Origin of the sequence: Propionicimonas sp. (assembly GCF_049840635.1) — a bacterium.
Taxonomy (GTDB): Bacteria; Actinomycetota; Actinomycetes; order Propionibacteriales; family Propionibacteriaceae; genus Propionicimonas.
Window position 1 is genome coordinate 729,004 of sequence record NZ_JASGKL010000004.1, and the last position, 26,415, is coordinate 755,418.

At 74.1% G+C, this 26,415-nt stretch carries 15 protein-coding genes; 6 read left to right on the forward strand and 9 right to left on the reverse strand.

Translation table 11 applies throughout. The features are described 5' to 3' along the window. Positions 1 to 350 precede the first annotated feature (350 nt). The 3 genes from QM779_RS03580 to nudC are packed head-to-tail and all read left to right on the forward strand — an operon-like array spanning position 351 to position 7,536. Entirely contained in the window at positions 351 to 3,479 is a 3,129-nt protein-coding gene (locus QM779_RS03580) for an ATP-dependent helicase (protein ID WP_428531713.1), read from the forward strand. Continuing rightward, positions 3,476 to 6,673 carry a UvrD-helicase domain-containing protein gene (locus QM779_RS03585; protein ID WP_428531716.1) on the forward strand — a complete coding sequence of 1,066 codons (3,198 nt, stop codon included), beginning with the start codon at positions 3,476 to 3,478 and terminating at the stop codon, positions 6,671 to 6,673. The genes QM779_RS03580 and QM779_RS03585 overlap by 4 nt, the downstream gene beginning before the upstream one ends. Further along, positions 6,670 to 7,536 (forward strand): NAD(+) diphosphatase, encoded by an 867-nt coding sequence (gene nudC, locus QM779_RS03590; protein WP_428531719.1) that lies wholly within the window; start codon positions 6,670 to 6,672, stop codon positions 7,534 to 7,536. The genes QM779_RS03585 and nudC overlap by 4 nt, the downstream gene beginning before the upstream one ends. A gap of 600 nt (positions 7,537 to 8,136) precedes the next feature. Here the strand turns inward: nudC and QM779_RS03595 are convergent. The 5 genes from QM779_RS03595 to QM779_RS03615 form a co-directional block, all read right to left on the reverse strand. Then, the gene (locus QM779_RS03595; RefSeq protein ID WP_428531722.1) at positions 8,137 to 9,363 is read right to left on the reverse strand and encodes an MFS transporter; all 1,227 of its coding nucleotides are present in this window, start codon (positions 9,361 to 9,363) and stop codon (positions 8,137 to 8,139) included. A 100-nt stretch (positions 9,364 to 9,463) separates the two neighbouring features. Then, entirely contained in the window at positions 9,464 to 9,946 is a 483-nt protein-coding gene (locus tag QM779_RS03600; protein WP_428531725.1) for a DUF2087 domain-containing protein, read from the reverse strand. A 9-nt stretch (positions 9,947 to 9,955) separates the two neighbouring features. Next, positions 9,956 to 11,776 (reverse strand): exodeoxyribonuclease V subunit alpha, encoded by a 1,821-nt coding sequence (gene recD, locus QM779_RS03605; RefSeq protein WP_428531728.1) that lies wholly within the window; start codon positions 11,774 to 11,776, stop codon positions 9,956 to 9,958. Then, positions 11,773 to 15,072 (reverse strand): UvrD-helicase domain-containing protein, encoded by a 3,300-nt coding sequence (locus QM779_RS03610; protein WP_428531731.1) that lies wholly within the window; start codon positions 15,070 to 15,072, stop codon positions 11,773 to 11,775. Before QM779_RS03610 ends, recD begins: the two co-directional genes overlap by 4 nt. Beyond that, on the reverse strand, positions 15,069 to 18,278 hold the full coding sequence (locus QM779_RS03615; RefSeq protein WP_428531734.1) for an exodeoxyribonuclease V subunit gamma: 3,210 nt from the start codon (positions 18,276 to 18,278) through the stop codon (positions 15,069 to 15,071). The genes QM779_RS03610 and QM779_RS03615 overlap by 4 nt, the downstream gene beginning before the upstream one ends. 74 nt (positions 18,279 to 18,352) lie before the next feature. On the opposite strand from QM779_RS03615, the gene QM779_RS03620 reads away from it, so the two are divergent. Then, positions 18,353 to 20,419, forward strand: coding sequence for an ATP-dependent DNA helicase UvrD2 (locus QM779_RS03620; RefSeq protein WP_428531737.1), 2,067 nt, complete (start codon positions 18,353 to 18,355; stop codon positions 20,417 to 20,419). Positions 20,420 to 20,442: 23 nt separating this feature from the next. Then, positions 20,443 to 21,309 carry a class I SAM-dependent methyltransferase gene (locus QM779_RS03625; RefSeq protein WP_428531740.1) on the forward strand — a complete coding sequence of 289 codons (867 nt, stop codon included), beginning with the start codon at positions 20,443 to 20,445 and terminating at the stop codon, positions 21,307 to 21,309. A 2-nt stretch (positions 21,310 to 21,311) separates the two neighbouring features. Here the strand turns inward: QM779_RS03625 and QM779_RS03630 are convergent, their stop codons facing one another. The 3 genes from QM779_RS03630 to QM779_RS03640 all read right to left on the reverse strand — a co-directional run bounded on the left by QM779_RS03630 (position 21,312) and on the right by QM779_RS03640 (position 23,799). Beyond that, complete coding sequence (locus QM779_RS03630) at positions 21,312 to 22,637, reverse strand: ABC1 kinase family protein (RefSeq protein WP_428531743.1); 1,326 nt, start codon at positions 22,635 to 22,637, stop codon at positions 21,312 to 21,314. 21 nt (positions 22,638 to 22,658) lie between these two features. Further along, positions 22,659 to 23,483: a hypothetical protein gene (locus QM779_RS03635; protein ID WP_428531746.1), complete on the reverse strand. Its 825-nt coding sequence runs from the start codon at positions 23,481 to 23,483 to the stop codon at positions 22,659 to 22,661. Between the two features lie 154 nt (positions 23,484 to 23,637). Continuing rightward, the gene (locus QM779_RS03640; protein ID WP_300150377.1) at positions 23,638 to 23,799 is read right to left on the reverse strand and encodes a DUF5679 domain-containing protein; all 162 of its coding nucleotides are present in this window, start codon (positions 23,797 to 23,799) and stop codon (positions 23,638 to 23,640) included. A gap of 246 nt (positions 23,800 to 24,045) precedes the next feature. Between QM779_RS03640 and QM779_RS03645 the strand changes: the two genes are divergently transcribed. Beyond that, a complete protein-coding gene (locus QM779_RS03645; protein ID WP_428531750.1) occupies positions 24,046 to 24,585 on the forward strand; it encodes a YgjP-like metallopeptidase domain-containing protein in 540 nt (179 codons plus the stop codon). A gap of 398 nt (positions 24,586 to 24,983) precedes the next feature. Here the strand turns inward: QM779_RS03645 and QM779_RS03650 are convergent, their stop codons facing one another. Continuing rightward, positions 24,984 to 26,318, reverse strand: coding sequence for a zinc-dependent metalloprotease (locus QM779_RS03650; RefSeq protein WP_428531753.1), 1,335 nt, complete (start codon positions 26,316 to 26,318; stop codon positions 24,984 to 24,986). Between the last annotated feature and the right edge of the window lie 97 nt (positions 26,319 to 26,415).

The following is a 26,415-nucleotide window of genomic DNA, read 5'->3' on the forward strand; positions in this document are numbered from 1 at the left end:
GTGTCCGGAGTACGTAGTCGGCGATGCCGCCCTGTCGCCCGTGACGCGACCTCGCCGCTGGTCCCGTCCCGCCAGTCCCTGGTGTCACGTCTCGGCCCTTGAGTGGATGGATCGCGTCAAGGCTTGGCGGTTCCGGAGAGCGCGTCGCGACGGGGCGTCCTGACGCGAATCGTCCACGGAAGGCCGGGAGCGTGACGGCTGTGACGTGAGGGACGGCACGGGTGGCGGGAGTGCGTCAGGGCCGGGGTCCCGACTCCGGAGGTGCGACGCAAGTGGCTCAGGCGCAGGCGGGTCCGGGAGAGAGGCGTCCGTCCGCGTCGGTGCGACGGCTGTCGGTGGCAGGTGATTGCATGGTCCCCGTGATCGACTCCGGACCCCACGCGCTGCCGCCGCTGAGCGCGGAGCAGGCCGCTGTGCTGGCGGGGTGGGACGGGGCGCTGCTCGTGCTCGGCGGTCCGGGCTCGGGCAAGACCACGGTGCTCGCGCACGCGATGGTCGAACGCTGCCGTGCGGACGGTCCGCCGCCGCTGCTGCTGGCCGGTGGCAGGACGGCAGCCAGTGCCCAGCGCAACCGGGTGGTCACCGAGCTCGGCGCCGGGTCGTGGCAGCCGAGCGTCACCACGGTCCACGCGTTGTGCCGCTCGCTGTGGCAGCGGTTCTCCGAGCGGGCCGACCTGCGGCTCCTGGCCGCGCCGGAGCAGGAGTTCCGCGTCCGCGAGCTCCTGACCGGCGCCGGCGCCGGGGCGTGGCCGGACGCGCTGCGCCCCGCGCTCGGCACCCGTGGCTTCGCCGCTCAGGTGCGCAGTGCGCTGGCGAGGACACGGCAGCTCGGCCTCGAACCGGACGACCTCGTGGAGTTCGGCGACGCGGCGGCGCGCCCGGAGTGGTCCGCGCTCGGGCACTTCTTCACCGAGTACCTCGACGTGCTCGACGCCGAGGGAGTGCTCGACTACGCCGAGCTCGTGCACCGGGTCCGCATCCTACTCACCGATCCGGCGATCGAGGCGGCCGTGACCGCGGAGATCGGCGCGGTCCTGGTCGACGACTACGCGGAACTCGACCCCGCGCAGATCGGTCTCGTCGCCACTCTGGCCGGGTCGTCCCCCGTGCTGGCCGTCGCGGACCCGGACAGCGTCAGCTCCACCTTCCGCGGCGCAGACCCCCGTGCGGTCGCCGACTTCGAAGCCGTCTTCGCGCGGCGGGGCGCGCCCGTCCGACGCGTAGAGCTCGCCGGCGGGCACCGGATGGCGCCGGGGATCGCCGCAGCGGTCGCGGGCCCGCGGGCGCGGTTGCCCCGGCCGCCGGGCTCGGTCCGACCGCACTCTCCCGCCGTGGTGCCCGACCCCGCCGAGGTGGTCGTCCTCGCCTGCGCGGACGAGGCCGCGCAGGCGGAGGCGATCGCTGCGGCGGTGCGCCGGGCCCGGCTCGAGGACGGGGTCGAGTACGGCGAGATGGCCGTCCTCGTCCGCTCGGGACGCCGCCAGCTCGGCCCGATCGTGCGCTCCCTGGTCGCGTCCGGGGTGCCCGTGGAGGTCGCGGGGGACGAGATCCCCGTGGCGCAGTCGCCGGCCGTCCGTCCGCTGCTGCTCGCCCTGGAGGTGACGCTCGCGGGAAGGGTCGAGCCCGACGAGGCCGTCCGACTGCTCACCTCTCCGCTGGCCGGCTTCGACGCGCTCGGGCTGCGCCGGCTCGCCCGACTGTGGCGCAGGACGCGGGGCGGCCCGGTGGCCGCGGTCATGGCCGAACAGCTGGCCGGAGCGCTCAACGACCCGGGGTGGATGGACGGCGCCGAGGAGACGCCGGACCTGGCCCGGTTGCGGGCCGTGCAGGACGTGCTCGGCGCCGCCGCTCGGCGGATGAGCGCGGGCGCCCCCGTCGACCGGGTCGCGTGGGCGCTGTGGGAGGGGACGTCCTGGCCGGACCAGCTGCGCAGGGAGTCGAGGGCGGGCGGTGCGACGGGGAGCCGCGCGGACGCCGACCTCGATGCCCTGTGCGCCTTCTTCGAGCTCGCGGCGGAGGCGGATCGGCGCGGTGGCGCGGGCGGTGTGCGGGCCTTCCTCGCCGAACTGGCCGCCCAGCAGATCCCCGCCGACCACGAGCGGGAGTCCCGCCTGCGCCGCCGCGGCGTTCAGGTGCTCACCGCGCACCGTTCGCGTGGCCGCGAGTGGGACCTGGTGGTCGTCGCGGGCGTCCAGGAGGGCGCGTGGCCGGTCGGGCGGCGCGTCAGCACGGTGCTGGACGCCGCGACTCTCACGTCTGAGGGGCTGGTCGGCGCGACCGACCATCGTGACGTACTGGCCGCCGAGCGGCGACTGTTCCACCTGGCGTGCTCTCGCGCACGGCGGCGGCTGGTCGTGACCGCGGCGGCGGGCACGGAGGGGGAGGCCGACTCGCCGTCCCGCTTCCTTTCCGAGCTCGGGGTGGAGGTTCGCAGTCCCGCGCGTGCAGGCCGCGTCCTCACCCTGCCTGCGCTGGTCGCCGACCTGCGCCGCTGGGCGTCCTCTCCCTCCGCCACGCCCGGGCTGCGCGCCGCGGCCGCCCTCGAACTCGCCCGGCTCGCGGACGAGACCGACGACGCGGGACGGGCGCTGGTGCCGGCGGCCGACCCGTCCGCCTGGTGGGGCGTTCGCGAACTGAGCAGCCGCCCCGAACCGCGGGCGGGCGGCGAGGTGCGGCTCAGCCCGAGCCAGGTCACGAGTGTGCTCACCTGCCCCCGGCGCTACTTCCTCGCCCGCGACGCGAAGGGCGAGGGCGAGCCGGGGCTGGCCGCGACCCTCGGTTCGTTGATCCACCTGCTCGTCCAGCAGGCGGTGGTGGAGAACTGGGGTCTGCCCGAGCTGCGCAGCCAGCTGGACGGGGTGTGGCACCGGCTCCGCTTCGAGGCCGCCTGGCTGTCCGCCACCGAGCGCGTCGAGGTCGAGCTCGGACTGGCGCGCTTCCTCGCGTGGCGGCAGGTCCGCAGGGCCGACCTCGTCGGGGTCGAGCAGCGGTTCGAGCTCCGCGTGGACGTGGACGGGCTCACGGTCGTCCTCGACGGCACGGTCGACTGGCTGGAGGCCACGGCCGACGGCCTGCGGGTGATCGACTTCAAGACGTCCCGGACCGCCCCGACGAAGGCCGCGGTGGCGGGGATGGAGCAGCTCGGCGTGTACCAGCTCGCCGTCGCGTCCGGTGGGTTCGACGCCGTCGCGCCGGGGTTGGCCCGTACGGAAGGCGCGGCCGCGGTGTTCCTGCGGCTGCCCGACAAGCCCGAGGACCTGCCCAGGGAGTTCGGCCAGGCCTCGCTGGCGACGGTGCCGTACCTCGGCGCCGACCCGGACGAGGAGCGCTACCCCAGCTGGGTGCACGAGCGGGTGGCGAGGGCGGCACGGGTGGTGGCCGAGGGCAGCTTCCCTGCGACGCCCGGGACGCAGTGCCGGACGTGCGCGTTCGCGACCAGTTGCCCCGCATCGCCCCGAGGCGGGCAGGTGCTGCGATGAGGATGACCGACCCGGCCCAGCTCGCCGACGCGCTGCGGATCCCCTTCTCCGACCAGCAGCTGCAGGCCATCACCGCACCGCTGGAGCCTGCCGTGATCATCGCCGGTGCCGGCTCGGGCAAGACCACGGTGATGGCCGCACGGGTGGTGTGGCTGGTCGGGTCGGGTCAGGTGCGGCCCGAGCAGGTGCTGGGGCTCACCTTCACCCGCAAGGCGGCGGGCGAGCTGGGCGCCCGCGTCCGGCGCGCCCTGCACCAGGCGGGGGTGCTGGCCGACGACGTGGAGGCGGGGGAGGAACTGATCCTCACCTACGACGCGTTCGCCGGACGCCTCGTGGCCGAGCACGGCCTGCGGTTGGGGCTGGAGGGCGACGCCCGGATGATCACCGGTGCGGCCCGGTACCGGCTGGCCGCCCGCGTGGTCGCCGACACCCCGGGTCTCGACCACCTGTCGCGGCTGCGTCCGGCCAGCGTCACGCAACGGCTGCTGGAGCTGAGCTCAGAGCTGCGCTCGCACCTGGTCGACCCGCTCGACCTCGCCGACCACGCGGTGGCGTTCGAGACGGCGCTGGAGGGGGCGCCGCGCAACCCGCGCGGGCAGGTGTACGCGGCCGTCCAGACCGCGCGGGCGGCGATGGCGGAGCGGCTCGAACTGGCCACGCTCGTGGTCCGCTACGAGGAGCTGAAGACCCGGCTCGGCTACGTGGAGTTCGCCGACCAGATGGCGGCGGCCGCCCGGTTGGCCACCGAGGTCCCCGCGGTGCCCGAGGCGCTGCGCAGCGAGTTCGCCGTCGTGCTGCTCGACGAGTACCAGGACACCTCCGCGGCGCAGGCGACCCTGCTGCGGGGCCTGTTCTCCGGCCCCGACGCCGCGCACGGCCGGGGTCACCCGGTCACGGCGGTCGGCGATCCCTGTCAGGCGATCTACGGGTGGCGGGGCGCGGCGGCCAGCAACATCCTCGACTTCGCCCACCACTTCCCGGTGGCGGACGGCGCGCCGGCGACGAGCTATGCGCTGACGGTGAACCGGCGCAGCGGACAACGGGTCCTGGACGCGGCCAACGAGCTCGCCGCGGAGGTGCGGGCCGACCCCGCGCTGACCGCCCACGGACTCGACCTCGACCTGGTCGCGCCGCCCGGCACCCCTCCCGGACGAGTGGAGGCGGCCTCGTACGTGACCTGGCCGGACGAGGTGGAGGCGCTGGCCGACCGGATCGCCGCGCTGCATGCCACGGGTGCGGTCGGCGCGTGGTCGGACGTGGCCGTGCTGGCCCGTCGCAACGCGCAGGTGGCCGACGTGTACGCCGCGCTGTCGGTGCGGGACATCCCCGCGGAGATCGTCGGGCTGGGCGGCCTCCTCGAACTGCCGGCGATCGCCGACGTGGTGGCCACCCTCACCCTGCTCGATGACGCCACCGCGAACCCGTCCCTGCTGCGGCTGCTCACCTCTCCGCGCTGGGCGATCGGGATCCCGGACCTCGCCCTGCTCGGGCGGCGCGCCCGCGAGCTCGCCGACGCCCGGGTCGGCGGGCGGGACGCGGCAGGCGCCCGGCCCGTGGAGCGGGCGGAGGAGACGCCGCTGGACGGTCTGGTCGGCACCGATCCGGCCGCGGTGCCCAGCCTCCTCGAGGCGCTGACCGATCCGGGCACGTTGCCCTTCCACAGTGAGGCGCGCCGCCGGTTCGCCGCCTTCGCCGCCGAGCTGGGCCAGCTGCGGCGCCACGCCGGGGACGCCGTCACCGAACTCGTGCAGCGGGTGATCGCCGTCCTCGGCCTCGCCGTGGAACTGGAGGTGGTCGAGCCGGGCGGGCGCGCGCCGCTGGCCACCTTCGTGCAGGCGGTCGCCGACTACACCGACATCGACGCCGACGCCTCCCTGGCCGGCCTGTTGGCCTATCTGGAGGCCGAACGCGAGTACGGCACGGGCCTCGAGCAGGCCGTGGTGTCCTCGGCCGACTCGGTGAAGGTGCTGACCGTCCACAAGGCCAAGGGCCTGGAGTGGGACGTGGTGTTCGTCCCCGGCCTGGCCGCGAAGGTGTTCCCGACCGACCGGGTGACAGGGAACTGGTTGCGCACCGGGTCGACGCTGCCGTACCCGCTGCGGGGGGACGCGAACGCGATCCCGCAGCTCGGCCACGTCGACCACCCGTCGATGGCGGCGTTCGCCGAGTCCCTGACCGGGCAGCAGCGGCTCGGTGAGGACCGGCTCGCGTACGTCGCCGTGACCAGGGCGCGGCAGCTCCTCGTCGCCAGCTCCCACACCTGGGCGCCGGGCCTGTCCACGCCGCGGGAGGCGTCCGACTACTTCTCGCTCGTGGTCGAGCACGCCCAGGACGTCCGGCTGGCGACCGATGTCCCCGAGGAGAACCCGCTCCTCGGCCTGGACGCGACCGCCGCGTGGCCGGCGGTGGGTGTGACGGAGGCGTTCCTGGCCCGCCGGGAGGCCGCGGACGGCGTCCGGGCGGCGCGCGAGCAGTTCGCGGCCGACGGTGACTACCCGGGGCAGGGCGGGCTCGACATCGACGAGGCGGAGCTGGTGGCTGCCTGGCGCCAAAGGGGCGACGCGCTGGTCGCGGCCGAGCAGCAGGCGGCCAGGGAGCGCCGCGGCGCGCGGTTGCCCGACTACCTGTCGGTCACGGGTCTGGGCCGGCTCGCCCGCGATCCCGAGCGATTCGCCGGTGAGCTCCGGCGACCCATGCCGCGGCTCGTCAGCGAGGCCCAGCGGTGGGGGATCGGCTTCCACCAGTGGCTGGAGCACCGCTTCCGGACCCAGGCGCCGCTCCTCGACAGCGGGGATGGCGCCGAGCTGGCGGGCGCGGAGTTCGAGCGGCTCCAGTCTGGGTTCGAGGCGGGTCCGTACGCGAGTCTCGTACCGCTGGCCGTGGAGACGCCGTTCACCCTCGTGCTCGCCGGGCGGCTCGTCCGCGGCCGCATCGACGCGGTGTTCCCGGGCGAGGACGGGCGCCCTCAGGTGGTGGACTGGAAGACCGGCGATGCCCGGCGCTCCGACCCGCTGCAGCTCGCGTGCTACCGGCTGGCGTGGGCCGAGCTGCACGGGCTCCCGGTCGACGGGGTCGACGCGGTGTTCTACGACCTGCACACCGGAGAGGTCGTGCGTCCGTCCCCGCTGCCCGACCGTGCGGCGCTGGAAGCGCTGCTGGAGGGACTGCCCGGGTCGGTTAGCCTGTCGCCGTGAGCGACTGGCGGGACCCGAGCACCCTCGACAGGGTGGAGGAACGGCGCACGGATCCGGCGTGGGTGGAGGCGCTGTGGGCGCACCCTTCGTCGGTGGTGCTGGACGTCGGGGACGCTGCGGTCGCGGCCGCCCCGGACGGCGGACTCGACACGCGTCCAACAGCGGGTCCGTACGACGCCGGGCGCCAGTTCCTGCTGGGGTTGGTCGAGGGACGGGCGTGGTTCGCGCAGTGGGCCGAGGTCGGGCTGACCCCGCTGCGGTCGATCATGGACGGCCTGTCGGCGGCCGACCTGCAGGTCGCCTTCACCGGCGCCGGGCTGGCCACGTGGCACGCGAACAGCGCGTTCTGCCCCCGCTGCGGGTCGGCGACCAGGGTGGTGTCCGGGGGCCAGACACGGCTGTGCGACGTGTGCGGGCGCGAGCTGTACCCGCGCACGGACCCGGCCGTGATCGTCGCGATCCTCGACGCGGACGACCGGCTGTTGCTGGGCCGCCAGCCGACGTGGGTGCCGGGGCGGGTGTCGGTGTTCGCCGGCTTCGTCGAGGTCGGGGAGTCGCTCGAGCAGGCCGTGCACCGCGAGATGGCCGAGGAGGTCGCCCTCGACCTGACCGGGCTCACCTACCTGGGTTCGCAGCCCTGGCCCTTCCCCCGCTCGCTGATGGTGGGCTTCGCCGCGCGTGCGCGCGACGCCGGCTTCACCGCCGCCGAGGGCGAGATCGAGGCCGCGCGCTGGTTCACCGCCCCCGAGTTGCGCGCGGCGCTCGCGTCGGGAGAGATCACGCTGCCGCCCCACACCTCCATCGCCCGCCGCATGATCGAGGCCTGGCTCGCCGACACCCTCCTGCACCCGCAGCCCGCCTGACAGGCTGGCTGAGTCGTCGTCCATCACCACGGTGGACGGTTTGTCGTGAGTTCGCCGCAGTCTGGTCCACCTTGTGGTGGGCGCGGGTGCTGTCCTGGTCAGGGTGGGCGGTTTGTCGTGAGTTCGCCGCAGTCTGGTCCACCTTGTGGTGGGCGCGGGTGCTGTCCTGGTCAGGGTGGACGGTTTGTCGTGAGTTCGCCGCAGTCTGGTCCACCTTGTGGTGGGCGCGGGTGCTGTCCTGGTCAGGGTGGACGGTTTGTCGTGAGTTCACGGCGTTGGCGTCCACCACAACGTGGACGGTGGCGGTTGTGGCGGGTCGGTGCGTGCGTCCGCCTGCGTGTGGTCATCCCGGGCCTGACCCGGGATCTGGTGGGTGCGGTCTGGTGGTGTCCCGGGGTCCCGGCTTTCGCCGGGATGACAGGAGTGGGTCGGGGCCGTTGGCTGGCGGGCGCTCGCTCCTTGGTGGTCGGGATCCGTCGCCGGCCCCAGCGTCCTGTCATCCCGCGCTTGACCCGGGATCTCCGCTTCGGCGCGGACGGCGGAGTTGCTGTTGTCCGGCGTCCACAAGCCCGGATGACACGGGCAACAGGGTGTGAGAGGTCAGGGCTGGTCGACCGGGTGGGTGCGTTCGAGACGGATGCCTACGGCCGTGAGCGCGATACCGAGGACGCACAGGATGAGGCCGACCCACGCGGTGTTTCGGGCGTCGCCCGTGGTGGCGAGCGCAATCCCGCCCAGGAACGCGCCCAGCGCGTTGCCGATGTTCATCGCCGCGTGGTTGAGCGACGCCCCCAGCCCTTCCGCCTCACGGGCGGCGTGCATGAGGCGGGCCTGGACGGTGGGCGCGAGCGCCATGCTGGTCACGCCGAGCAGGAGCAGCGTGCCGAAGACCCCGAGGGGTGTCCGTGCGAGCAGCCCGATCAGCGTCAGTGTGACCGCCGACGAGACGCCCAGGATCAGGATCGCCCGGCCCGTGCCGCGGTCGGCCAGCCAGCCGCCGAGGAGGTTGCCGATCGTCATCCCGAGCCCGGTCGTGACCAGCGCCCACGGCACCGCGCCGGCACCCATGCCCGCGCTCCCCGTCACGAGTGGGGACACGTACGAGTAGACCGCGAAGAACCCGCCCGTCCCGATGGCGCCGATCCCGATCGCCACCCAGACCTGGACGTTCCTGAACGCGGCCAGTTCCCTGCGGACGCTCGCGCCGTGCCCCGGCGGCTGGTGCGGCACGAGCCACGCCACCGCGCCGAGCGCGACAGCGAAGACGGCGGCGACCACGGTGTACGCGATCCGCCATCCCGCCACTTGGCCCGCCCACGTGATCGTCGGGACGCCCACGATGTTCGCGATCGTCAGCCCCGCGAGGATGAACGAGCCGGCCCTGCCCTTGTTCCCGGGTCCCAGCAGGTCGGACGCCACCACCGACGCGATCCCGAAGTAGGCGCCGTGGGGCAGCCCGGCGACGAACCGCGCGGCGAGGACCAGGCCGAAGCTCGGCAGGACGGCGGCGAGGGAGGTCGCCCCCACGAAGCCGACCAGGAACCCCACCAGGAGCGTCTTGCGGGGAGCCCGGGCGCCCAGCGCCGCGAGGACGGGCGCCCCGACGACCACGCCCAGCGCGTACGCGGAGATCAGGTGCCCCGCCGTCGCGGTCGCCACCGCCGGGGACGCCGCCCATTGGGCGGGCAGCAAATCCTGCGCCATCGACGGCAGCAGCCCCATCGCCACGAACTCGGTCACCCCGATGCCGAAGCCGCCCAGCGAGAGCGCGACGACTGCGGCGACCACCCTGCCGCGCGTGAGGGTCGCGGGGGTGGCAGTGGTCATCGAGTCTCCCTCGTCTGTGGGGTGGGGTGGCCGTCCGAGAAGTGCACCATCCGTGGCCGGGTCGTGAGTGCCCTGCCCGCGGTGAGAGACGGGCGAGCCCTCAGCGCCGATAGCGAGTGCCGTCCGGAGCGCGCGAGAGCAGGCGGGCGTCGACAAGGTGACGGCGCAGTGTGGCCACGTCGTCCGTGAGCCCGGTGAGCCGCTCGTTGAGTTCGGCCTCGTCGACGACTTCGTCCCGGGCGAGCACGCGGTCGGCCAAGAGTTCGAGGAGCTGCCTGCGGTCGGCGACACGGGAGGGATAGTCGCGGATCCTCCCGTCCGTGCCGAGGAACCGCTCGACCCCCGTCGGCCGTCGCGCAGCCGCTGCCCTCACCGCCGCCAGGAGTCGTTCCTCGTCGACCGCCCGGGCGCCGTCGGCATCCGTGGTGAGGACACCCGTGCGCTCCCACTTGGCGAGTGCTGCTCGACGCCTGTTCTCGGGAAGACGGGGATCCTCCGTGATCGTCGCGAGGGCTGCGCGGGCGTCCGCGTTGGCGAGCAGCGCGAGGACCGCGCGCCAGTCCAGTGGCTCCGGGACGTCCATCCGCTCATCCTAGGGCGCGGGGCGGACGCCGTCGGCGAGCCGGCTGCGCAGTCCGGACGCCCGCTGCGCCTGGCGTCGCACGGCCTGCCGGAGCGACTCCGGGGAGCCGATCAGCGTCACCTGCTCCTTCGCGCGGGTGATCGCCGTGTACAGCAGTTCCCTGGTGAGCAGCGGCGAATCGGGGGTCGGCAGCACGACCGTCACGCGGTCGAACTGGCTGCCCTGCGCCTTGTGGACGGTCATGGCGTGGATCGTCTGCACGCCGTCCAGCAGGAACGGCGAGACGGTCTGCCAGTGGTGCGTGCCCCGGGCGAAGTGGGCGCGGAGCTGGCCTCCTGCGGCCACCACGACACCCGTGTCGCCGTTGAACAGCCCCAGGTCTGGCGAGTTCTGGGTGACCAGCAGGGGCTGGCCCGGGTACCACGCGCGGGTCGGGTCGAAATCGTCGACGGCGCCGACCAGCCACTCCTCGACCTGCCGGGACCACAGCGAGACCCCGTACGGACCCCGACGGTGGGCGCACAGCAACCGGTGGGACTCGAGCTCGGCCAGCGCATCGGCCACCCGGCCGTCCCGCGCAGCGGCGACGAGGCGCCCGCCGGATGCCGTGACGCGTTCGCGGAGGTCGGTCTGCTCTGCGCGCTCGGCGAACCGGACCTCCTCGGCTCCCGCGGTGGCCAGCTGCAACGCGCCTGCCTCGTCGCCGGCCAGCACGGCCCGGGCGAGGTCCGTGATCGCGACCGCCGAGCGATGGTTGTGCGTGAGCCGCACCACCGGCCCGCTCGACCTGAGCCCGAGGCCGGACAGGGTGCCGGCGAGGTCTGCGGCCGGCGTGGACGGGGCGTCCACGATGTCGGCGAGGACCGCCCCCGCCTCGACCGGCGCGAGCTGGTCGGGGTCGCCGACCAGGACGAGCCTGGCCTCCGGACGCAGGGCGTCGAGCAGCCGGGCCATCAGGGTCACGCTGATCATGGACGCCTCGTCGACCACGACCACGTCGTGCGGAAGCGGGTTGGACCGGTGGTGGCGGAAGCGGTTGCGCGCCTCGGGCACCCATCCCAGCAGCCGGTGCAGCGTGGTCGCGTCGAGCGCGGTCAGGGACGCGGCGAGGTCTGCAGGGAGGCCGGCGGCGGCCTGGGAGAGGGCCTCGCGCATCCGGACGGCGGCCTTCCCCGTCGGTGCGGCGAGGGCGATCCGCGGAGGAACCGTCGCGGTGCGCAGCAGGACGCCGAGGAGCCGCGCCAGCGTGTGGGTCTTGCCGGTGCCGGGACCTCCCGCGACCACCGTGACGCCGGTGAGGGCGGGCACGACAGCAGCGAGTCGTTGGTCGGGGTCGGTGTCGTCGGTGAGCAGCTCGGCCACGGCCGCGGCCAGGCGCTCCCGGTCCGGAGCCGCCACCGGCCGGGACCGGCGTGCCGCCAGCTGGTCGGCGACCGTCGACTCCTCCTGCCAGTAACGCTCGAGGTAGAGCAGGTCGCCGGCCAGCCTCAGCGGACGGTCGCCGCCACCCTCCGCGCCGACGGTCACCAGCGGGCTGGCCTCGATCGCCGACCGCCAGGCGAGGGGGTCGGGCCACAGCTCGGACGGCACCGAGGCCGCGTCCTCGTCGCTGTCGGAGCTGCCCGGGCCCGTGCCGGCCAGGTCGAGGCAGATCGAGCCGGACCGCAGCGCCCGCACGGACAGGGCGAGGGCGAGCAGGACGCTCTGGTCAGCCTCGTGGTACAGATGGCCCACCTTCTGTGCGACGTGGACGTCGCCCCAGGTCAGGGCGCCGGCCGCGTGCACGTCCCGGAGCAGGCCGGGGACAAGGCTCGTGGCGAGGTCGGTCATGACCGGCTCCGATCAGCCAGCAGGTCGGACAGGTCGGTGACCAGACCGGCCGGCGGGTACCAGCGGAACACGCCGGTGTCGGGTGCACCCGGCCCGCCCATCCCGCGAACGAACAGGTAGCCGACCCCGCCCAGGTGTCGCGCCGGGTCGTAGCCGGGCAGGCGGGACTCGAGGAAGCGGTGCAGCGCCACGCAGTAGAGCAGCGCCTGCAGCGGGTAGTGGGTGCGCACCATCTCCGCCACCATCGCGGGCTCGGTGTAGTGCTCAAGGGTGAGCTCCGCCGGCCCGAGCCGGTTGGTCTTGTAGTCGACGACCACGAACCGGGGGGACCCCGCCGGACCGACGCGCAGCACCGAGTCGATGCTGCCGGTGAGGAAGCCGCGCAACGGCTGGCCCGCCAGTGCGGGGTGCTCCAGTTCGGCGGGGTACCCGGCCAACGGGTCGTCGGCGGGCAGCCAACGGCGCAGCAGCGCGGCCACGTCCCGGAGCCGTCGCGTCTCGCGTCCGGCACCGAGCGGGAACTCGAACGTGAGCTCGCTCAACCGGTCGGCCACGGGGATCGCGGCGAGCGGCTGGCCATCGGTGAGCGGACCCAGCGAGGTGAGCAGGCTGGGCAGGAGCGCGTCGGCGAGTGCCACGGGGGCGACTCCCGGGACCGCCCAGCGCTGGCCGGCCGCGGCGGTGGCCTCCTGCAACCGTTCGGCCAGCGCCGGCACGTCGCCCGGCGTCGGCGCGTGCCAGTCGAGGTTCTCCAGGACGTGGTGGACGAGGCTGCCGAAGCCCGTCCCACCCGGCAGGTCGGCCATCGGGGACGGGACACCCGGCGCGAACTCGACCACGGGTGGGTCGCTGACCGGCTCGTCGTCGGTGATCGGCTCAGCCACCAGTGCGACGGGGGGACGGGCGTGGACGGCCTCGGTCAGCCCCGAGTAGGACGTACGGCGCCAGTCCTGGTCGATCCGGCGGGAGAAGGTAGCCGGTGCGAGCCGTCGCGGGGCCGCGGTCGGTCGCACGATCGGGCGGGCACGCTCCGGCGTGCAGTCCTGGACGACGATGCCCGCCCCGGCCAGCCAGGCCAGGGCGGCGGGGCTCCCGTCGCCCGGCGGCTGGTCGAGCGGGTACTCCGGTTCGGGCGCGCCCAAGCCGTCCCGCCGGCGGAACAGCAGCCGGTGCAGGGGTGATGCTGCCGTGTTGACCCGGGTCCGCGCCCACCACAGGGTCAGCTGCGACTGCGCGCGGGTGCAGCCCACGTAGAGCGTGCGGAGCCGCTCGGCCGCGTCCTCGGTCGCCTGCTGGGCGCGCCGGCCCGGACGTCCGGGGGCGTGGGCGCCGCCGACGTCGAGGACGCGGCGGTCACCGTCATGGAACGCGAAGTTCTCACCCTCGTCGGCGTCCCGGACCCACAGGTCCGCGGCCTCGGGTAGCAGGACGACCGGGAACTGCAGCCCCTTCGCCTTGTGCACGGTCATGATCTGGACGGCGTCCCGGTCGGTCTCCAGCCGGCGGACGCGGTCAGACGTCGCCGCGGACCGGGTGACGGCCTCGTCCAGCCACGCGACCAGTGCCTGCCCGCGGGTTCCCGCAGAGTGTTGCGCGTGCAGGACCTCCGCGAGGTGCCGGAAGTCGGTCAGGTCCCGTTCGCCGCGCGGACGGCGCAGGAGGCGTGCGGCGAACTCGTCCGCGGCGTCGTCCGACGGGGCCTGGATGGTGGCGAACAGCGCGGCCACACCCTGCGCGGCCAGCACGCGGGACCAGCCCTGGAGCAGCGCGGACCAGCCCGTCAGGCGGTCGTCGTCGGCGAGGGCGAGGTCGGTGAGGTCCGCGCCGACGAAGTCGGTGAGGATGGCGGCCCGGACGGCGCTGCGGCGCGGCTGCTCGAGCGCGGTCAGCAGCGTGAGCCAGTCGGCGGCCGCAGAGGTGGCGAAGATCGAGTCCGCGCCGGAGAACGCGACCGGGACGCCGGCCGTGGTGAGGGCCGCGGCGATCTGGCGTCCCCGCCCGTTGGTGCTGACCAGGATCGCGATGTCGCTCGCGCGCACCGGGCGCGGGCCGTCGTCGGCCTCGACCGTACTGCCGCCCGCGAGCAGCGTGACGATCTCCCCGGTGAGGTCGGCGATGATCGCGCTCCGGGCGTCGGCGGCGGGCACGGGGGCGGTGGAGGCGAGGCAGCGCAGCCGCACGGGTGCGGCCCAGGCCGAGTCGCTCGGCACGGACAGCCGCGAGCCGGCATGGCTCGCGACCACCGGCGGCACGACGATGCCGTCGCCGAGCACGACGTCGCGGAACAGGTCGTTGACCGCGTGCACGATGCCCGCATCGGCCCGGTGGTTGACCTCGAGGGAGTACCTCTCGTCCGCGTCGGCCACCGCCGCGGTGTACGCGGCGACGTCGGCACCCCGGAAGGCGTAGATCGACTGCTTGGGGTCCCCGATCAGGACCAGGGGCACCCGGCCGGCGAACGTGTCGTGCAGGATCGACCACTGGACGGGGTCGGTGTCCTGGAACTCGTCCACGAGGACGACGCGGCAGCGTCGCCGCAGGCGTTCCGCACCGGCCACGCCGGCCGGGCCGCGCAGGGCCGCGCGGAGCCGGGACAGCTGGTCGTCGAAGGTGTACAGGCCCCCGCGGACCTTGCGGCGCTCGAGTTCGGTGCGCACCGCGTCGGCGAACTCGACCCGTTCGCCGGCGATGCCGGGCGCGCCCGCGGGGACGAGGTCGGCGTCCGGCAACCCGACCGCGGAACGCGCGATCGCCCGTGCCGTCGTCAGGTCGAACGGCACCCCGAGCGGGTGGGTGGCGTAGCGGGCGAGGTAGACGTCGTCCGTGACCTGGTCGAGGGCCAGGCTGAGGTCCTCGACGAGGGTGGCCCGCGGGTCCTGTTCGGCGAGGACGCCGAGCTCGTCCAGCATGGCCTGGCAGAACTGGTGGATGGTCATGATCGTCGCCGAGTCGAGGCCGCTGACGGCCCGGTGCAGCCGGGCGATCCGTTCGGCGACGACCTCGGTGGGGGCGTCGAGCAGCAGGGCGTCGGTCGGGTCAGGGTCGACGGGGGTGCCCGCCAGGTGCGCGGTGAGGACGTCCGCGGAGCGCCGCAGCCGCTGCCGGACGCGGGCCCGCAGTTCCGCCGATGCCATCCGGCTGAAGCTGATCACGGCGAGCCGGTCCACGGGAACGACGCCCTCGGCGATGTAGCGGACGGCCAGGGCTGCGATGGCGTAGGTCTTCCCCGTACCGGCGCTGGCCTCGAGGACGGCCGTGCCGGTCGGCAGCGGGCCCGTGGGGTCGAACCGCGTCACGGTGCCACCTCGCTGTCCAGCAGCGGCGTCCAGATGGCGCGGGCCAGCGCTCCGACGAGGTTCGGCTCACCCTCGTCCGCACCGGGGAGTTCGAGGTCGCCGACGGGGAGGTCGAGCACGCCGGGGAAGTCGAAGAACGCGGTGTACGACGGGTCCTTCGCCGCCTCCCAGTCCCAGCGGTCGCGCAGGCGGTTGCGCGTCCGCGGTTCGAGGGGGTCCTGACCGGCCTGGCGCAGGGTCGCCCACTCGGCGCACAGCCGGGGGAGCGCGGGCAGGGGACGGGACAGCCCGATCGAGCGGATCGCGATCAGGTCGCCCAGCAGGCGGCGGGCCTCCGCCTGCGGCGGTGCGGCGAGCACGCAGACGCGTCCCTTCCCCGCGACCCGCGCGCGCCAGGGACCGGGCTCCGCCGCGGCGAGGGCCAGAAGCCGGACCCACGCGGCCAGTCGGTGTCGCGGCTGCAGGGACGAGAACTCGGCCTGCACGATCTCGGTCCCGTGGGTGGTCACCCGCCCGATCAGGGTGGTGGTGCCGCGGTCGGGGACCGGGACGGCCATGGCGAGGTCGTGGAGGGCGGGGGCGGGCAGGTCGGAGGATACCGCCTGCGCGGAGCGCTGGGCCTCCTGCCGCACCCCGGCGAGCAGGAGCGTCCCCAGCTGGAAGGGGGGCACCTCGCCACGGAGCCACTCGGCACGCTCAACCGCGGCCGGGTCCCTGCCCTGCCGCAGCCCGGCCAGCATCCGGTTGCCGATCTGCCACCGGGCCAGGCCGTCGGGCTCGATCGGGATCGCGTCGCTGGGCTCGGGATCGTCGCCAAGGCTGACCCCCGCCGACTGCCGCAGCAGCGTGCGGGCGGGGTGGCCGAACCAGGCGACCAGGTCGTCGAGGGACACCCCGAGGCCGAGGTCCGGCTCGGGGAGCGGGTCGATCCGGTACCGCGGCCGGGCCGCGACCTTGTCGGCGAGCAGCGCGGTCGCCGCCCGGAAGGCCAGCGCGTCCACGCTCGTGAGGTCGGGCCGCTCACCGTCGAAGTAGGCGGGGTCGAACGGCTGGAGCGGGTGCCGGTGGGTGACCGCGGCCCCGGCCGGGGTTCCGTCGGGGGTGGACGCGAGCCGGTCCAGCGCCTCGACCAGCTCCGCGACCGGCGCGGCGAGCGGGACGTCCTCGTTGGTGGCCTCGCTGCGCCCTCGGGCCACGACGACGAGGGTCTGGCCGGCGGCGTGGACGGCGTCCAGCAGGAGCTGCCGGTCGAGAAGTGCGGCGGACGGCTCACCGACGCAGGGGTCGAGCGCCAGCAGGTCGTCGCCGTGCCGGCGCGGCGAGCGGGGGTAGCGGTCGGCGTCCCAGCCGAGCAGGACGACCACGCGATGGGGGACGTGTCGCAGCGAGGTCGGACCGGCCACGACGAGGGACCCGTTGCCGAAGGCGCCGCGGGCGGGCGAGGTCTCGAACTCGTGCTCGATCGCCCGGACCGCGGTGTGGCGGTCGACCGGGTGGTCGTCGGCCGCCGCGCCGCGGTCGGCGAGCCGGGTCAGGCCGGCCCACAGGTCGCTCAGCTGCCACTCCTGGGTGGGCGGGAGCGCGACGAGCCCGGAGAGGGCGTCGCGGCAGCGCAGCGTCCACCCCGCGATGGTCGTCGGGGTGCTGACCTCGGTGAACAGGCGGCTGAGCCGCCCCACCAGCTCGGTCAGGCCGCCGATCAGCTCCACGTCGGAGGACTCGATGTCGTCCAGCGGCAGCACGGTGCCGGCGGAGACGAGGTCGCTCTCGCCGATCGCGACCCCGAGCAGCATCCGCTGGAGGCCGGCGAACCAGGTGTTCTGGGGGAAGCTGCCCAGGCCGAAGGCCGTCCGCTGGGCGCCGGAGAGTCCCCACCGGATGCCCGCCCGCTCGACGAGTTCGACGAGCCGGGCGCGGGACTCGGCCGTGAACCCGAACCGCTGCGCGACCGCAGGATGGGCGCAGAACTCGAGCAGGGTGCTGGCCTCCGCCCTGCCATCGGGGAGGCGGAGCAGTTCGAGCAGGAGCGTCACCATCGGGTTCACCTGCGTGAGCGTGCGATCGGCCAGCTGGACCCGGAACCCCTGCGCGGGGTGGACGGCACCCTGGGGCGGCGCGGTGAAGGCTGCGGTCACCAGGGGGGCGATCGGCTCGATCGCGGGGGTGAGGACCACGATGTCCCTCGGCTCGAGGGAGGGGTCCGCGGCCAGGACGGAGGTGAGCACCTCGCGGAGCACCTCGACCTGGCGGTCGTCGCCGTGGGAGAGGTGCACCTGGACCGATCCGTCGCCCGGCCGGAGGGTGCGCGGACCGCCCTCGCGGTCGGCCCGCAGGTCGGCCTGGAGCCAGCCGAGCAGGGAGTCCGGGGACGCGACGTCCGGCAGGTCGTCGGCCGGCGGGAGCAGGAGCGCTGCCTCGTCCGAGACGACGCCGAGGGAGCGATTGAGGGGATGGCCCGGAGGCGCGGTGAACTCGGAACGGCGCAGTCCCGCCGGCGCGGGCACCGGTCGGCGGGACGGTGCCGGTGTCAGCAGGAGCACGTCGACCTGGTGGTGGTCGCCGAGCGCAGCGAGCAGTGCCAGGTACCCCTCGTGCACGCGCTCGGGGGCGAGGACGGCGACGCGGCGCGGGAGACCGGCGACCGGCGATGTGCGCAGCCGGTCGAGGAGTTCGGCCCTGCGGGTGAGCGGATCGCTGCCGAGATGCGCGACCAGTTCGCGCCACAGGTGGGCCTGCCAGGCGTTCTCGGCGAGGGGGCAACCGTCGGGCCCGCTGTCGTCCCCGTCCAGCCACGCGCCGAGCATGGCCGGGCGGTGGTCGGCGTAGCCGGCGAACTGCGCAGCGATGCGCCGGGCGGTGGTGTACCCCTCCCTGGATGCGGCGATGTGCCGCTGGAGCACCTCCAGTTCGGGGTCGGTGGACGCGCCGGCCAGACGCAGCACGGCCCAGGCCAGCCGCCCGGGGCGCCACGGGTCGTCGGCCGCGTCCACGCGGCGCCACAGCCCGCCGGTCGTGGTGATCTCGATCCCCGCGCAGATCCCCGGCCGCTCACCCGCAGTCGCGATCCGCTGCGACAGCCAGCGCTGGAAGCCCGCGCCCGGCACGACCGCGAGGTCGAACTCGAAGGGGTCGGACCGGGGGCCGGACCACAGCCCGACCAGGGTCCTGGCCAGCTGGTCGGCGGTGCGCGCGTGGTGGAACTGCATGGTGTTCACACCTTAGGGGCGCCCACTGACACGCGTGCGGCGGAGTGTCGGCGCGGGTGCCTACAGTGTGCTGCGTGATCGCCGAACCGTCCGCGCTGCTCTCCGGGCTCGACCCCGAGCAGGCGCAGGTCGCGACCACGTTCGGGGCCCCCGTCGTGGTGATCGCGGGAGCGGGCACGGGCAAGACGCGCGCGCTCACGCACCGGATTGCCTACGGCGTGGCGACCGGCGCGTACACCGCGAACGCCGTCCTCGCCGTCACCTTCACCACGCGGGCCGCCGGGGAGCTCCGGTCGCGGCTGCGGGCGCTCGGCGTGCCCGCCGTGCAGGCGCGCACGTTCCACTCCGCCGCGTTGCGCCAGGCCCAGTACTTCTGGCCGCGCGCGTACGGGTCCCACCTGCCCCCGGTGAGCGACGAGCGGCTCGGCATGGTCGCGGACGCCGCCCGGCGGCTTCGGCTCGCTCCGGACGCGAGCACGCTGCGGGACCTGCTCACCGAGGTGTCGTGGGCGAAGGTCACCAACGTCTCACCCGCCGACTACGCCGACCTCGCCGAGCCGGCCGGACGCGAGGTGTCCGGCCTCGACGCTGCGCAGGTGGGGCGCGTACTCGGCCGCTACGAGCAGGTGAAGTCCGACCGGGGCGTGATCGATTTCGACGACATCCTGCTGTGCACGGAGGCGATGCTGGCCGAACACGGCGACATCGCGGAGGAGGTGCGGGGGACCTACCGCCACCTCGTGGTGGACGAGTACCAGGACGTCAACCCCGTGCAGCAGAACCTGCTGAACCTGTGGTGGGGCAACGGCCGCGACCACTGCGTGGTGGGCGACCCCGCGCAGACCATCCATTCCTTCGCCGGCGCGACGCCCGCCTTCCTGACCGGTTTCGCCGACCGGTACCCCGACGCGAGGGTGGTGCGGCTCGTGCGGGACTACCGCTCCTCACCGCAGGTGGTCGGGATGGCGAACCGGGTGGCCAGGCGCACCCGGCTGGGCACGGTGGTGCTGGAGTCCCAGTGCGAGCCCGGCCCCGAACCCCGGGTCCTGGAGTGTGCGAGCGAGGAGGACGAGGCGGCCACGGTCACCCGCTGGCTGGTCGAGCAGCACGAGGCCGGGGTCCCGTGGCGCGAACAGGCCGTGCTCTACCGCGTGCACGCGCAGTCGCCGGTGTTCGAGTCGGCGTTCGCGCAGGCCGGCGTCCCGTTCACGGTGCGCGGGGGAGAGGGCTTCTACGACCGCCCCGAGGTGCGCCAGGTGATCGGCACGCTCACCGAGCGGGCGCGCAGGGACGCGGGCGAGCCGGCCCTGGACGCGTGCCGCGACGTGCTGGCCCGGATCGGGTGGACCGAGGCGGCGCCGTCCGGCCAGGGCCGCGTGCGGGAGCGCTGGGAGTCGCTCGCCGCAATCCTCGCGCTCGCCGAGGACGTGGCCTCCGCCAGGGCGGCCGCGGGCGAGGGGACCGCCGACCTCGGCGGTTTCGTCGCCGAGTTGAACGCGCGCGCCCAGGTCGAGCACCCGTTGAGTTCGGACGGGGTGACCTTGTCCACGCTGCACGCGGCCAAGGGCCTGGAGTGGACGGCCGTCGCGCTGGTCGGCGTCCAGGAGGGGACGCTGCCGCTGTCGCTGGCCGCAGGCCCCGAGCAGGTGGCGGAGGAGGCGCGGCTGTTCTACGTCGGGATCACCAGGGCGAGGCGCAACCTCCTGCTGAGCTGGTCGCGCACCCGCAGGGGCAGCGGCGGCCGACAGCCGTCCCGGTTCCTGGACGGGATCACGGCGCGGCCCGAGCCGATCGCGAGGCGGCCCGGCCACAGGGAGAAGCCGACCTCCGCGCTGAGCGCGACCTGCCGGGTCTGCGGCAAGGCGCTGCACACCGGGGCGGAGCGCAAGCTCCGCCGGCACGCCGACTGCCCGCCCGGCTATGACGAGGAGACCTACGACCGGTTGGTCGCCTGGCGAACGGGGGTGGCCGCACAGCGCTCGGTCCCCGCCTATGTGGTCTTCACCGACGCCACGCTGATGACGATCGCGGAGGACCGTCCCGCCGACGTGGGCGCCCTGCTCAAGGTGCCCGGGGTGGGCAGGGTGAAGTGCGAGCAGTACGCGGCCGACGTGCTCGCGATCCTCGCCGCCGACCGCTGACCGGCCCCCGCTATCGTGCGGGGATGGACTACCTCGCGGTGAACCGGGCGAACTGGGACAGCAGGGCCCCGATCCACGCCCGCAACTACGGGATCGACCGGCTGCTCGCCGATCCGTCCGCACTCTCCGACGTTGTGCGGTTCGACCTGCCCCGGCTGGGCCGCCTGGACGGCCTCGACGTGCTCCACCTCCAGTGCCACATCGGCACGGACACGCTCAGCCTGCACCGGCTCGGTGGACGGGTGACCGGCCTCGACCTGTCGCCGGCGTCGCTGGCCGAGGCCCGGAAGCTCGCCGGGCAGGCGGGCGCGGCGATCGACTACGTCGAGTCCGACGTCTATTCGGCCCCCGAGGCCCTGGCCGGACGGTCGTTCGACGTCGTCTACACCGGGATCGGCGCGATCGGCTGGCTGCCGAGCATCCGCCGCTGGGCGGAGGTCGCCTCGGCGCTCCTGCGTCCGGGCGGCCAGCTGTTCATCCGGGAGGGCCATCCGGTGCTGTGGTCGTCGATCGTGGTGCGGCTGGGCGAGGACCCCGAGGACCGCGTCCAGCAACCGTGGGTGACCGGCGCCGGCGGGCTCTCCGCCGCCCTCGAACTGCCGTACTTCGAGCAGGCCGAGCCGTTGGTCTGGCACGAGGAACACACCTACGCCGGTGACGACCTCGTCAGCTCGCCGGAGGCGGCCGAGTGGAACCACGGGATGGCCGAGATCATCACCGCGCTGCTCGAGGCGGGCCTGCAGCTCACCTCGCTGACCGAGCACGACAGCGTCCCGTGGGAGGCGCTGCCCGGCCTGATGACCCTCGATGAGGAGAGCGGGGAGTACCGGCTCACCGACCGGCCCGAGCGACTGCCGGCCAGCTACACGCTCACCGCCACGAAGCCGTAGCGTCAGTCGGCGAAGCCGGGCAGGTGGTCCCGGAGCACCTGGGCGAAGTTGGCGCGCACGTCGAGCTGGGAGAGGACGGCGATGCCGCCCATCCAGACCCGGTAGATCAGCCCGTACTCGGGCGGGATGTTCAGCTTGGTCGCCACCCCGGAGCTGCTCATGTCGCCGTGGACGCGGGAGAACTGGCCGCGCGCCCACTCGCGGTTGAACGAGAACTCCTCGACGCGGGCTGGTTCGACGAAGGGGGAGAGGTAGTCCAGCAGCGCCTGGCCGTCGATGGAGTCCTCGACGAACCCCTCCTCGGCGAGTCCGGCCACCATCGGCTCGATCGCCCCGTCCACCGCGTGGCGGATCAGGCGTCCCATCGCCTCCGGGAGCCCGTTCGGCAGCCGGGAGACCAGCCCGAAGTCGAGGATGGCCAGCCGGCCGTCCGGCGTGACGAGGTAGTTGCCCGGGTGCGGGTCACCGTGCAGAATGCCGGCCAGCGACGGCCCGGCGAACAGGAACGTCACGTAGTCGAGCGCGCTGCGGTTGCGCTCGTCCTCGGGTCGGCCGATCAGCCCGGTGAGCTTGAAGCCGTCCACCCAGTCGCTGACCAGGACGCGTCGCGTGGCGACGTGCACCTTCGGCACCACGAAGCGGGGGTGGCCGTCCAGCGCCTCCGCCACTTGCTGCTGGGCTGCGCCCTCCAGGGTGTAGTCGACCTCCTCGTTGATCCGGGACGCGAACTCCCTGGTCAGGGCGACGACGTCGAGGCCGCCCGACAGCGGGGACACCGCACCGGCGAGCCGCTGGATCTGGCGCAGGTCGCTGGCCAGGGCGACGTCGGCACCGGGGTACTGGATCTTGATCGCCACCTCGCGGCCGTCGACGAGCCGGGCCCGGTGCACCTGCCCGATGGAGGCGGCCGCGGCCGGGCGCAGGTCCACGTCGGCGAACCGGCGCCGCCAGTCCGGGCCGAGCTCGGAACGCAGCACGGCCTGGGCGCGGGAGGACGGCATCGGCGGGGCGGCGTCCTGGAGCTTGCGGAGTCGCTCCCGGAAGGGGCCGGCGATGTCCTCGGGGAGCATCGCCTCGAACAGGCTGAGGGCCTGGCCGAACTTCATCGCGCCACCCTTGAGTTCGCCGAGCACCTGGAACAGCTGTTCGGCCGCGGCGTCGCGCATGGCGGCGTCTACTTCTGCCGCAGGGGCGCCCATCAGCCGGCGTCCCATGCCGACCCCGGCCCGCGCCGCCGCACCGAGCGGCAGGCTGAGGAGCTTCGCACCGCGTCCGAACGTGCTCTCGGGCAGTACCCGGCGCTGGTCGCGCTCGTCCTGGCTGGTCACGCGCCCAGTCTGCCCGCCTCCTCAACCGGGGGTCAGCAGGCAGCCGCAGGCCGGATGGGCGGGCCAGGCCCGGCGGCGGAGGCGGTAGTCGGGCAGGGTCAGTTCGAGGGACGCACCGCTGGCGTCCGCCGCCGCGCCGGCCTGCCAGGCGTGGACCTGGACGGCGGCCGTGCTCGCAGCCCACGTCCGCAGCGCGGGGACGGGTTCGACACCCTCACGGCACAGCTGGGCGAGCAGGTGCGGCCACGCCGGATCGAGATGTCCGCGGACGAAGTCCGAGCACCGCACGCACGGAGTGCTGCCGGGCACGACGAGCGGCCCCACGACCGCCCGGTCGGGCTCGAGCCGGACCACGAGGTGCGCGCGGCCCTCCCGGAACAGCGCATCGGTGAGCGCGCGGTCGGGCTCGGCGGTCCCGGTCGCGAGCAGGACCAGTTCGGGGGCGTCAGGACGGGAGGGCAGCGCAGCGAACCCGACCGGGTCGAGCCGGTCGACGTGCCGACCGCCGACCGCCACCGCGTGCGCGACCGCGGCGGCCAGCGGGCCCGCACCCACCACGAGGATCGAGGGCTCGACGACCGGGGTCGCCGTGGCCAGCAGACCCGCGCTGCCGAGTCGGTCGACCAGCCAGGGCAGCCACTCCGGGTCGAGGCGGGGCAGCAGGGTCGCGAGTTCCTCGGTCGTACAGGGGTGGGCGAGGAGGGGAACCGCGTCCGCCAGCGCCCGGGGGACGCCCTCCAGGACGACCGACGGATCGTCGATGCCGACCTGCAGGACACCCGGCGCGCGCCACACCGCGATCGCCGGCCGGTCCAGCCGGACGCGGGTGCTGGCCTCGATCGTCACGGGCAGCAGGCTGCGCGCGGGTCGGGCGCCGGCGCAAGGGCTCGGAATGAACGGACAACACCTGGGCGATATTGACAACACCGTCGCGCTCGCGGCGCCCGGGGAACAGCGAAGCGCCGACCCCGTTCGGGGCCGGCGCTTCACAGGTACTGGATCAGGCCTTGGGCAGGAACCGCGTGAGGTTGGTCCCGCAGACCGGGCACTTCGCCTTGGCGATGCGCGTGCCCTTCTCGTTGACCACGACATCGCCGGTTGCGTCACGGTGGTCCTTGCACTTCACGCAGTAGAACGAACCGCTGTAGGTGTCCTTGGCCACGTTTTTCCTCCTGTAGATCGGCTTCGCCCCCTGATGGGGCTCCGCAGCGGGCTGCCGGTCAGTCTATGCCCCGCGCGCCGCCTGCGCAGCGATCGGGGATCCGGCGTGCGAGAGCCCCCAGGTACCGGGTTTCCGCTTGCCTTCCCCTGCGAGCGGACCGGCCACTGGGGGCCTCGGCTTCAGAACCTAGTGCCCGCCCCGGCGCCGGTCAACTGGGCTGTCTGCGGCGTGTCGTACGGTGGCGGTATGGCAGAACCAGAGCTGGAGGTGCGACGCAGCGCGCGGCGCCGACGCACCTACACCGTGTTCAGGGAGCAGGGGCGGCTGGTGGCCCTGGTGCCCGAGCGGATGACCGCGGCGCAGGTGCGCGAGCTGCTCCCTCCGCTGGTCGAGAAGTTCCTGCGCCGGGAGGCGCAGCGCACGCTGCCGGCGTCCGAGGACGAGCTGGCGGCACGGGCCCGGGAGCTGTTCCGCGTCCACCTGGCCTCCCGCGCGGGTGCCGAACTCCCCCCGTTCACGATCCGCTGGGTCGACAACCAGAACCACCGTTGGGGGTCGTGCACGACGGGCGAGGGCAGCATCCGGCTGTCGTCACGGCTGCGCACGATGCCGACCTGGGTGAGCGACTACGTGATCCTGCACGAGCTGTGCCACCTCTTCGTCCCCGACCACTCCCCGGCCTTCCACCACCTCCTGGCCGGCTACCCGCAGGTCGACCGCGCCCGCGCCTTCCTGCACGGCTACGAGCACGCCACCAACGTCGAGGGAGCCGGCGAGCCCGACTGAGTCCACGCCAAGGTGGACGCTTCTGCGGTGTAGTCGCGTGTTTCGGTCCACCTTGTAGTGGACGCTCCTGTGGCGTAGTCGCGGCTTTCCGTCCACCTTGTGGTGGAGTCAGCCGGGTCCAGCTCAAGGTGGACGCTTCTGCGGGGTAGTCGCGTGTTTCCGTCCACGTTGTGGTGGACTCAGCCGGGTCCAGTTCAAGGTGAACGCTTCTGTGGCGTAGTCGCGGATTTCGGTCCACTTTGTGGTGGGCGGGGTGGGGCCCACGTCAAGGTGGACGCTTCTGTCGTGTAGTCGCGTGTTTCCGTCCACTTTGTGATGGACTCAGCCGGGTCCAGTTCAAGGTGGACGCTTCTGTTGTGTAGTCGCGGCTTTCCGTCCACCTCAGGGTGGACGCGGCGTCAGCGGGCGCCGCCCTCCTCGTCCAGCAGCTTCGCGAGCTCGGCGTCGAGGTCGTCGGGGGCGCCCGTGGTGTGGCCCACGGCGGCGAAGCCCAGCGGGTCGGCCAGGTCGGCGGTGGTGGGCACCAGGTCGGGGTGGTCCCAGGTGGCGTCGCGGGCCTCGGCGCCGCGTGCGGCGCGGGTCGCAGCCCACAGGTTGGCCGCGTCCCTGGTCCGGCGGGGACGCAGCTCCAGCCCGACCAGCGACTTCAGTGCCGACTCCGCGGGCCCTCCGACGGCACGGCGCCGGCGCAGCGTCTCGGTCAGGGCCGCCGCCGCCGGCATCCGCGTCCCTGCGACCTGGGCCACGACCTCGTCCACCCAGCCCTCGACGAGGGCGAGCAGGGTCTCCAGCCGCTCGAGCACCTCACGCTGCTCGTCGGTCACCTGCGGGGCGAACAGGGAGCCGGCCAGCGCCTGCCCGGCGTCCTCGAGCGCCTCCGGCGTCATGGCCGAGCCCAACTGGCTCTCGATCGCCTGCTCGAGCGCGTCCGGGTCGATGGCGATGTCGCGCGCGTAGTGCTCGACGAGGGCGAGCAGCTGCGGGCCCAGCCAGCCGACCGCCCCGAACAGGCGCTGCCGGGCGGCCTCGCGGATGGCGAGGAACAGCAGGATGTCGCCGGGGTCCGCCTCGAGACCCTCGGAGAAGGCCGAGATGTTCACCGGCAGCAGGGCCACCTGCGGTTCGTCGGTGAGCGGCAGGCCGATGTCGCCCGCACTCACCACGGACTGGGCGAGGCTGGCCAGCGACTGGCCCACCTGGGACGCGAACATGCCCGACAGGGCCATCCTCAGCATCGGCTCGACGGACGTCGACTCCCTGGCGTCGACCAGGCCGCGCAGCGCGACCGACAGTTGGCCGGTGACCGGCCGGACGAGCTGCTGCCAGGTCGACCACGTCCGCTCGACCCACTCGCCCCTCGTCCACGCCGCAGCGGGCGAACTCAGCCGCGGGAAGGCGATCTCCTCGTCCAGCCACAGGTCGGCCAGGGCCACGGCGTCCCTGATCCGGCCGAGCTCCGCGGCACCGGCCGAAGGGTCGGGGCCGGCGGCGGCGGTGAGCCGGCGCACGACGTCCCTGGTGAACCCCCAGTTCATGCCGCTCTCGTCGGACTTCCCGAAGCTGGCCATCTGGGTGGCGAAGGCGCCCATCATCCCCTGCAGGCGACCCATCAGTGCCTCGACGTCGAGCCGGCCGTCGGGACCGGGGCTGATCCCGAACTGCGCGAGGAAACGCAGTAACGCCTCCTCCTCGCCCTCCGGGTCGGGGCGGTCCGGGTTGGCCGGGTCGGTCATGGGCACTCCTCAGCTGGCGTGGCCTCCATTGTCCCGCACCCGCCAAGCCGTGGCGCCCCGGCAGGGTAGGGTCTGGGGAGCATGGACGGCCGCGCGG

What these genes read in the sequence shown, in the direction of transcription:
- QM779_RS03650 (WP_428531753.1), bottom strand. Translation starts at nt 26,318, where the DNA reads ATGACCGACCCGGCCAACCCGGACCGCCCCGACCCGGAGGGCGAGGAG.
- recD (WP_428531728.1), bottom strand. Translation starts at nt 11,776, where the DNA reads ATGACCGACCTCGCCACGAGCCTTGTCCCCGGCCTGCTCCGGGACGTG.
- QM779_RS03595 (WP_428531722.1), bottom strand. Translation starts at nt 9,363, where the DNA reads ATGACCACTGCCACCCCCGCGACCCTCACGCGCGGCAGGGTGGTCGCC.
- QM779_RS03615 (WP_428531734.1), bottom strand. Translation starts at nt 18,278, where the DNA reads ATGCAGTTCCACCACGCGCGCACCGCCGACCAGCTGGCCAGGACCCTG.
- QM779_RS03625 (WP_428531740.1), top strand. Translation starts at nt 20,443, where the DNA reads ATGGACTACCTCGCGGTGAACCGGGCGAACTGGGACAGCAGGGCCCCG.
- QM779_RS03600 (WP_428531725.1), bottom strand. Translation starts at nt 9,946, where the DNA reads ATGGACGTCCCGGAGCCACTGGACTGGCGCGCGGTCCTCGCGCTGCTC.
- QM779_RS03645 (WP_428531750.1), top strand. Translation starts at nt 24,046, where the DNA reads ATGGCAGAACCAGAGCTGGAGGTGCGACGCAGCGCGCGGCGCCGACGC.
- QM779_RS03585 (WP_428531716.1), top strand. Translation starts at nt 3,476, where the DNA reads ATGAGGATGACCGACCCGGCCCAGCTCGCCGACGCGCTGCGGATCCCC.
- QM779_RS03580 (WP_428531713.1), top strand. Translation starts at nt 351, where the DNA reads ATGGTCCCCGTGATCGACTCCGGACCCCACGCGCTGCCGCCGCTGAGC.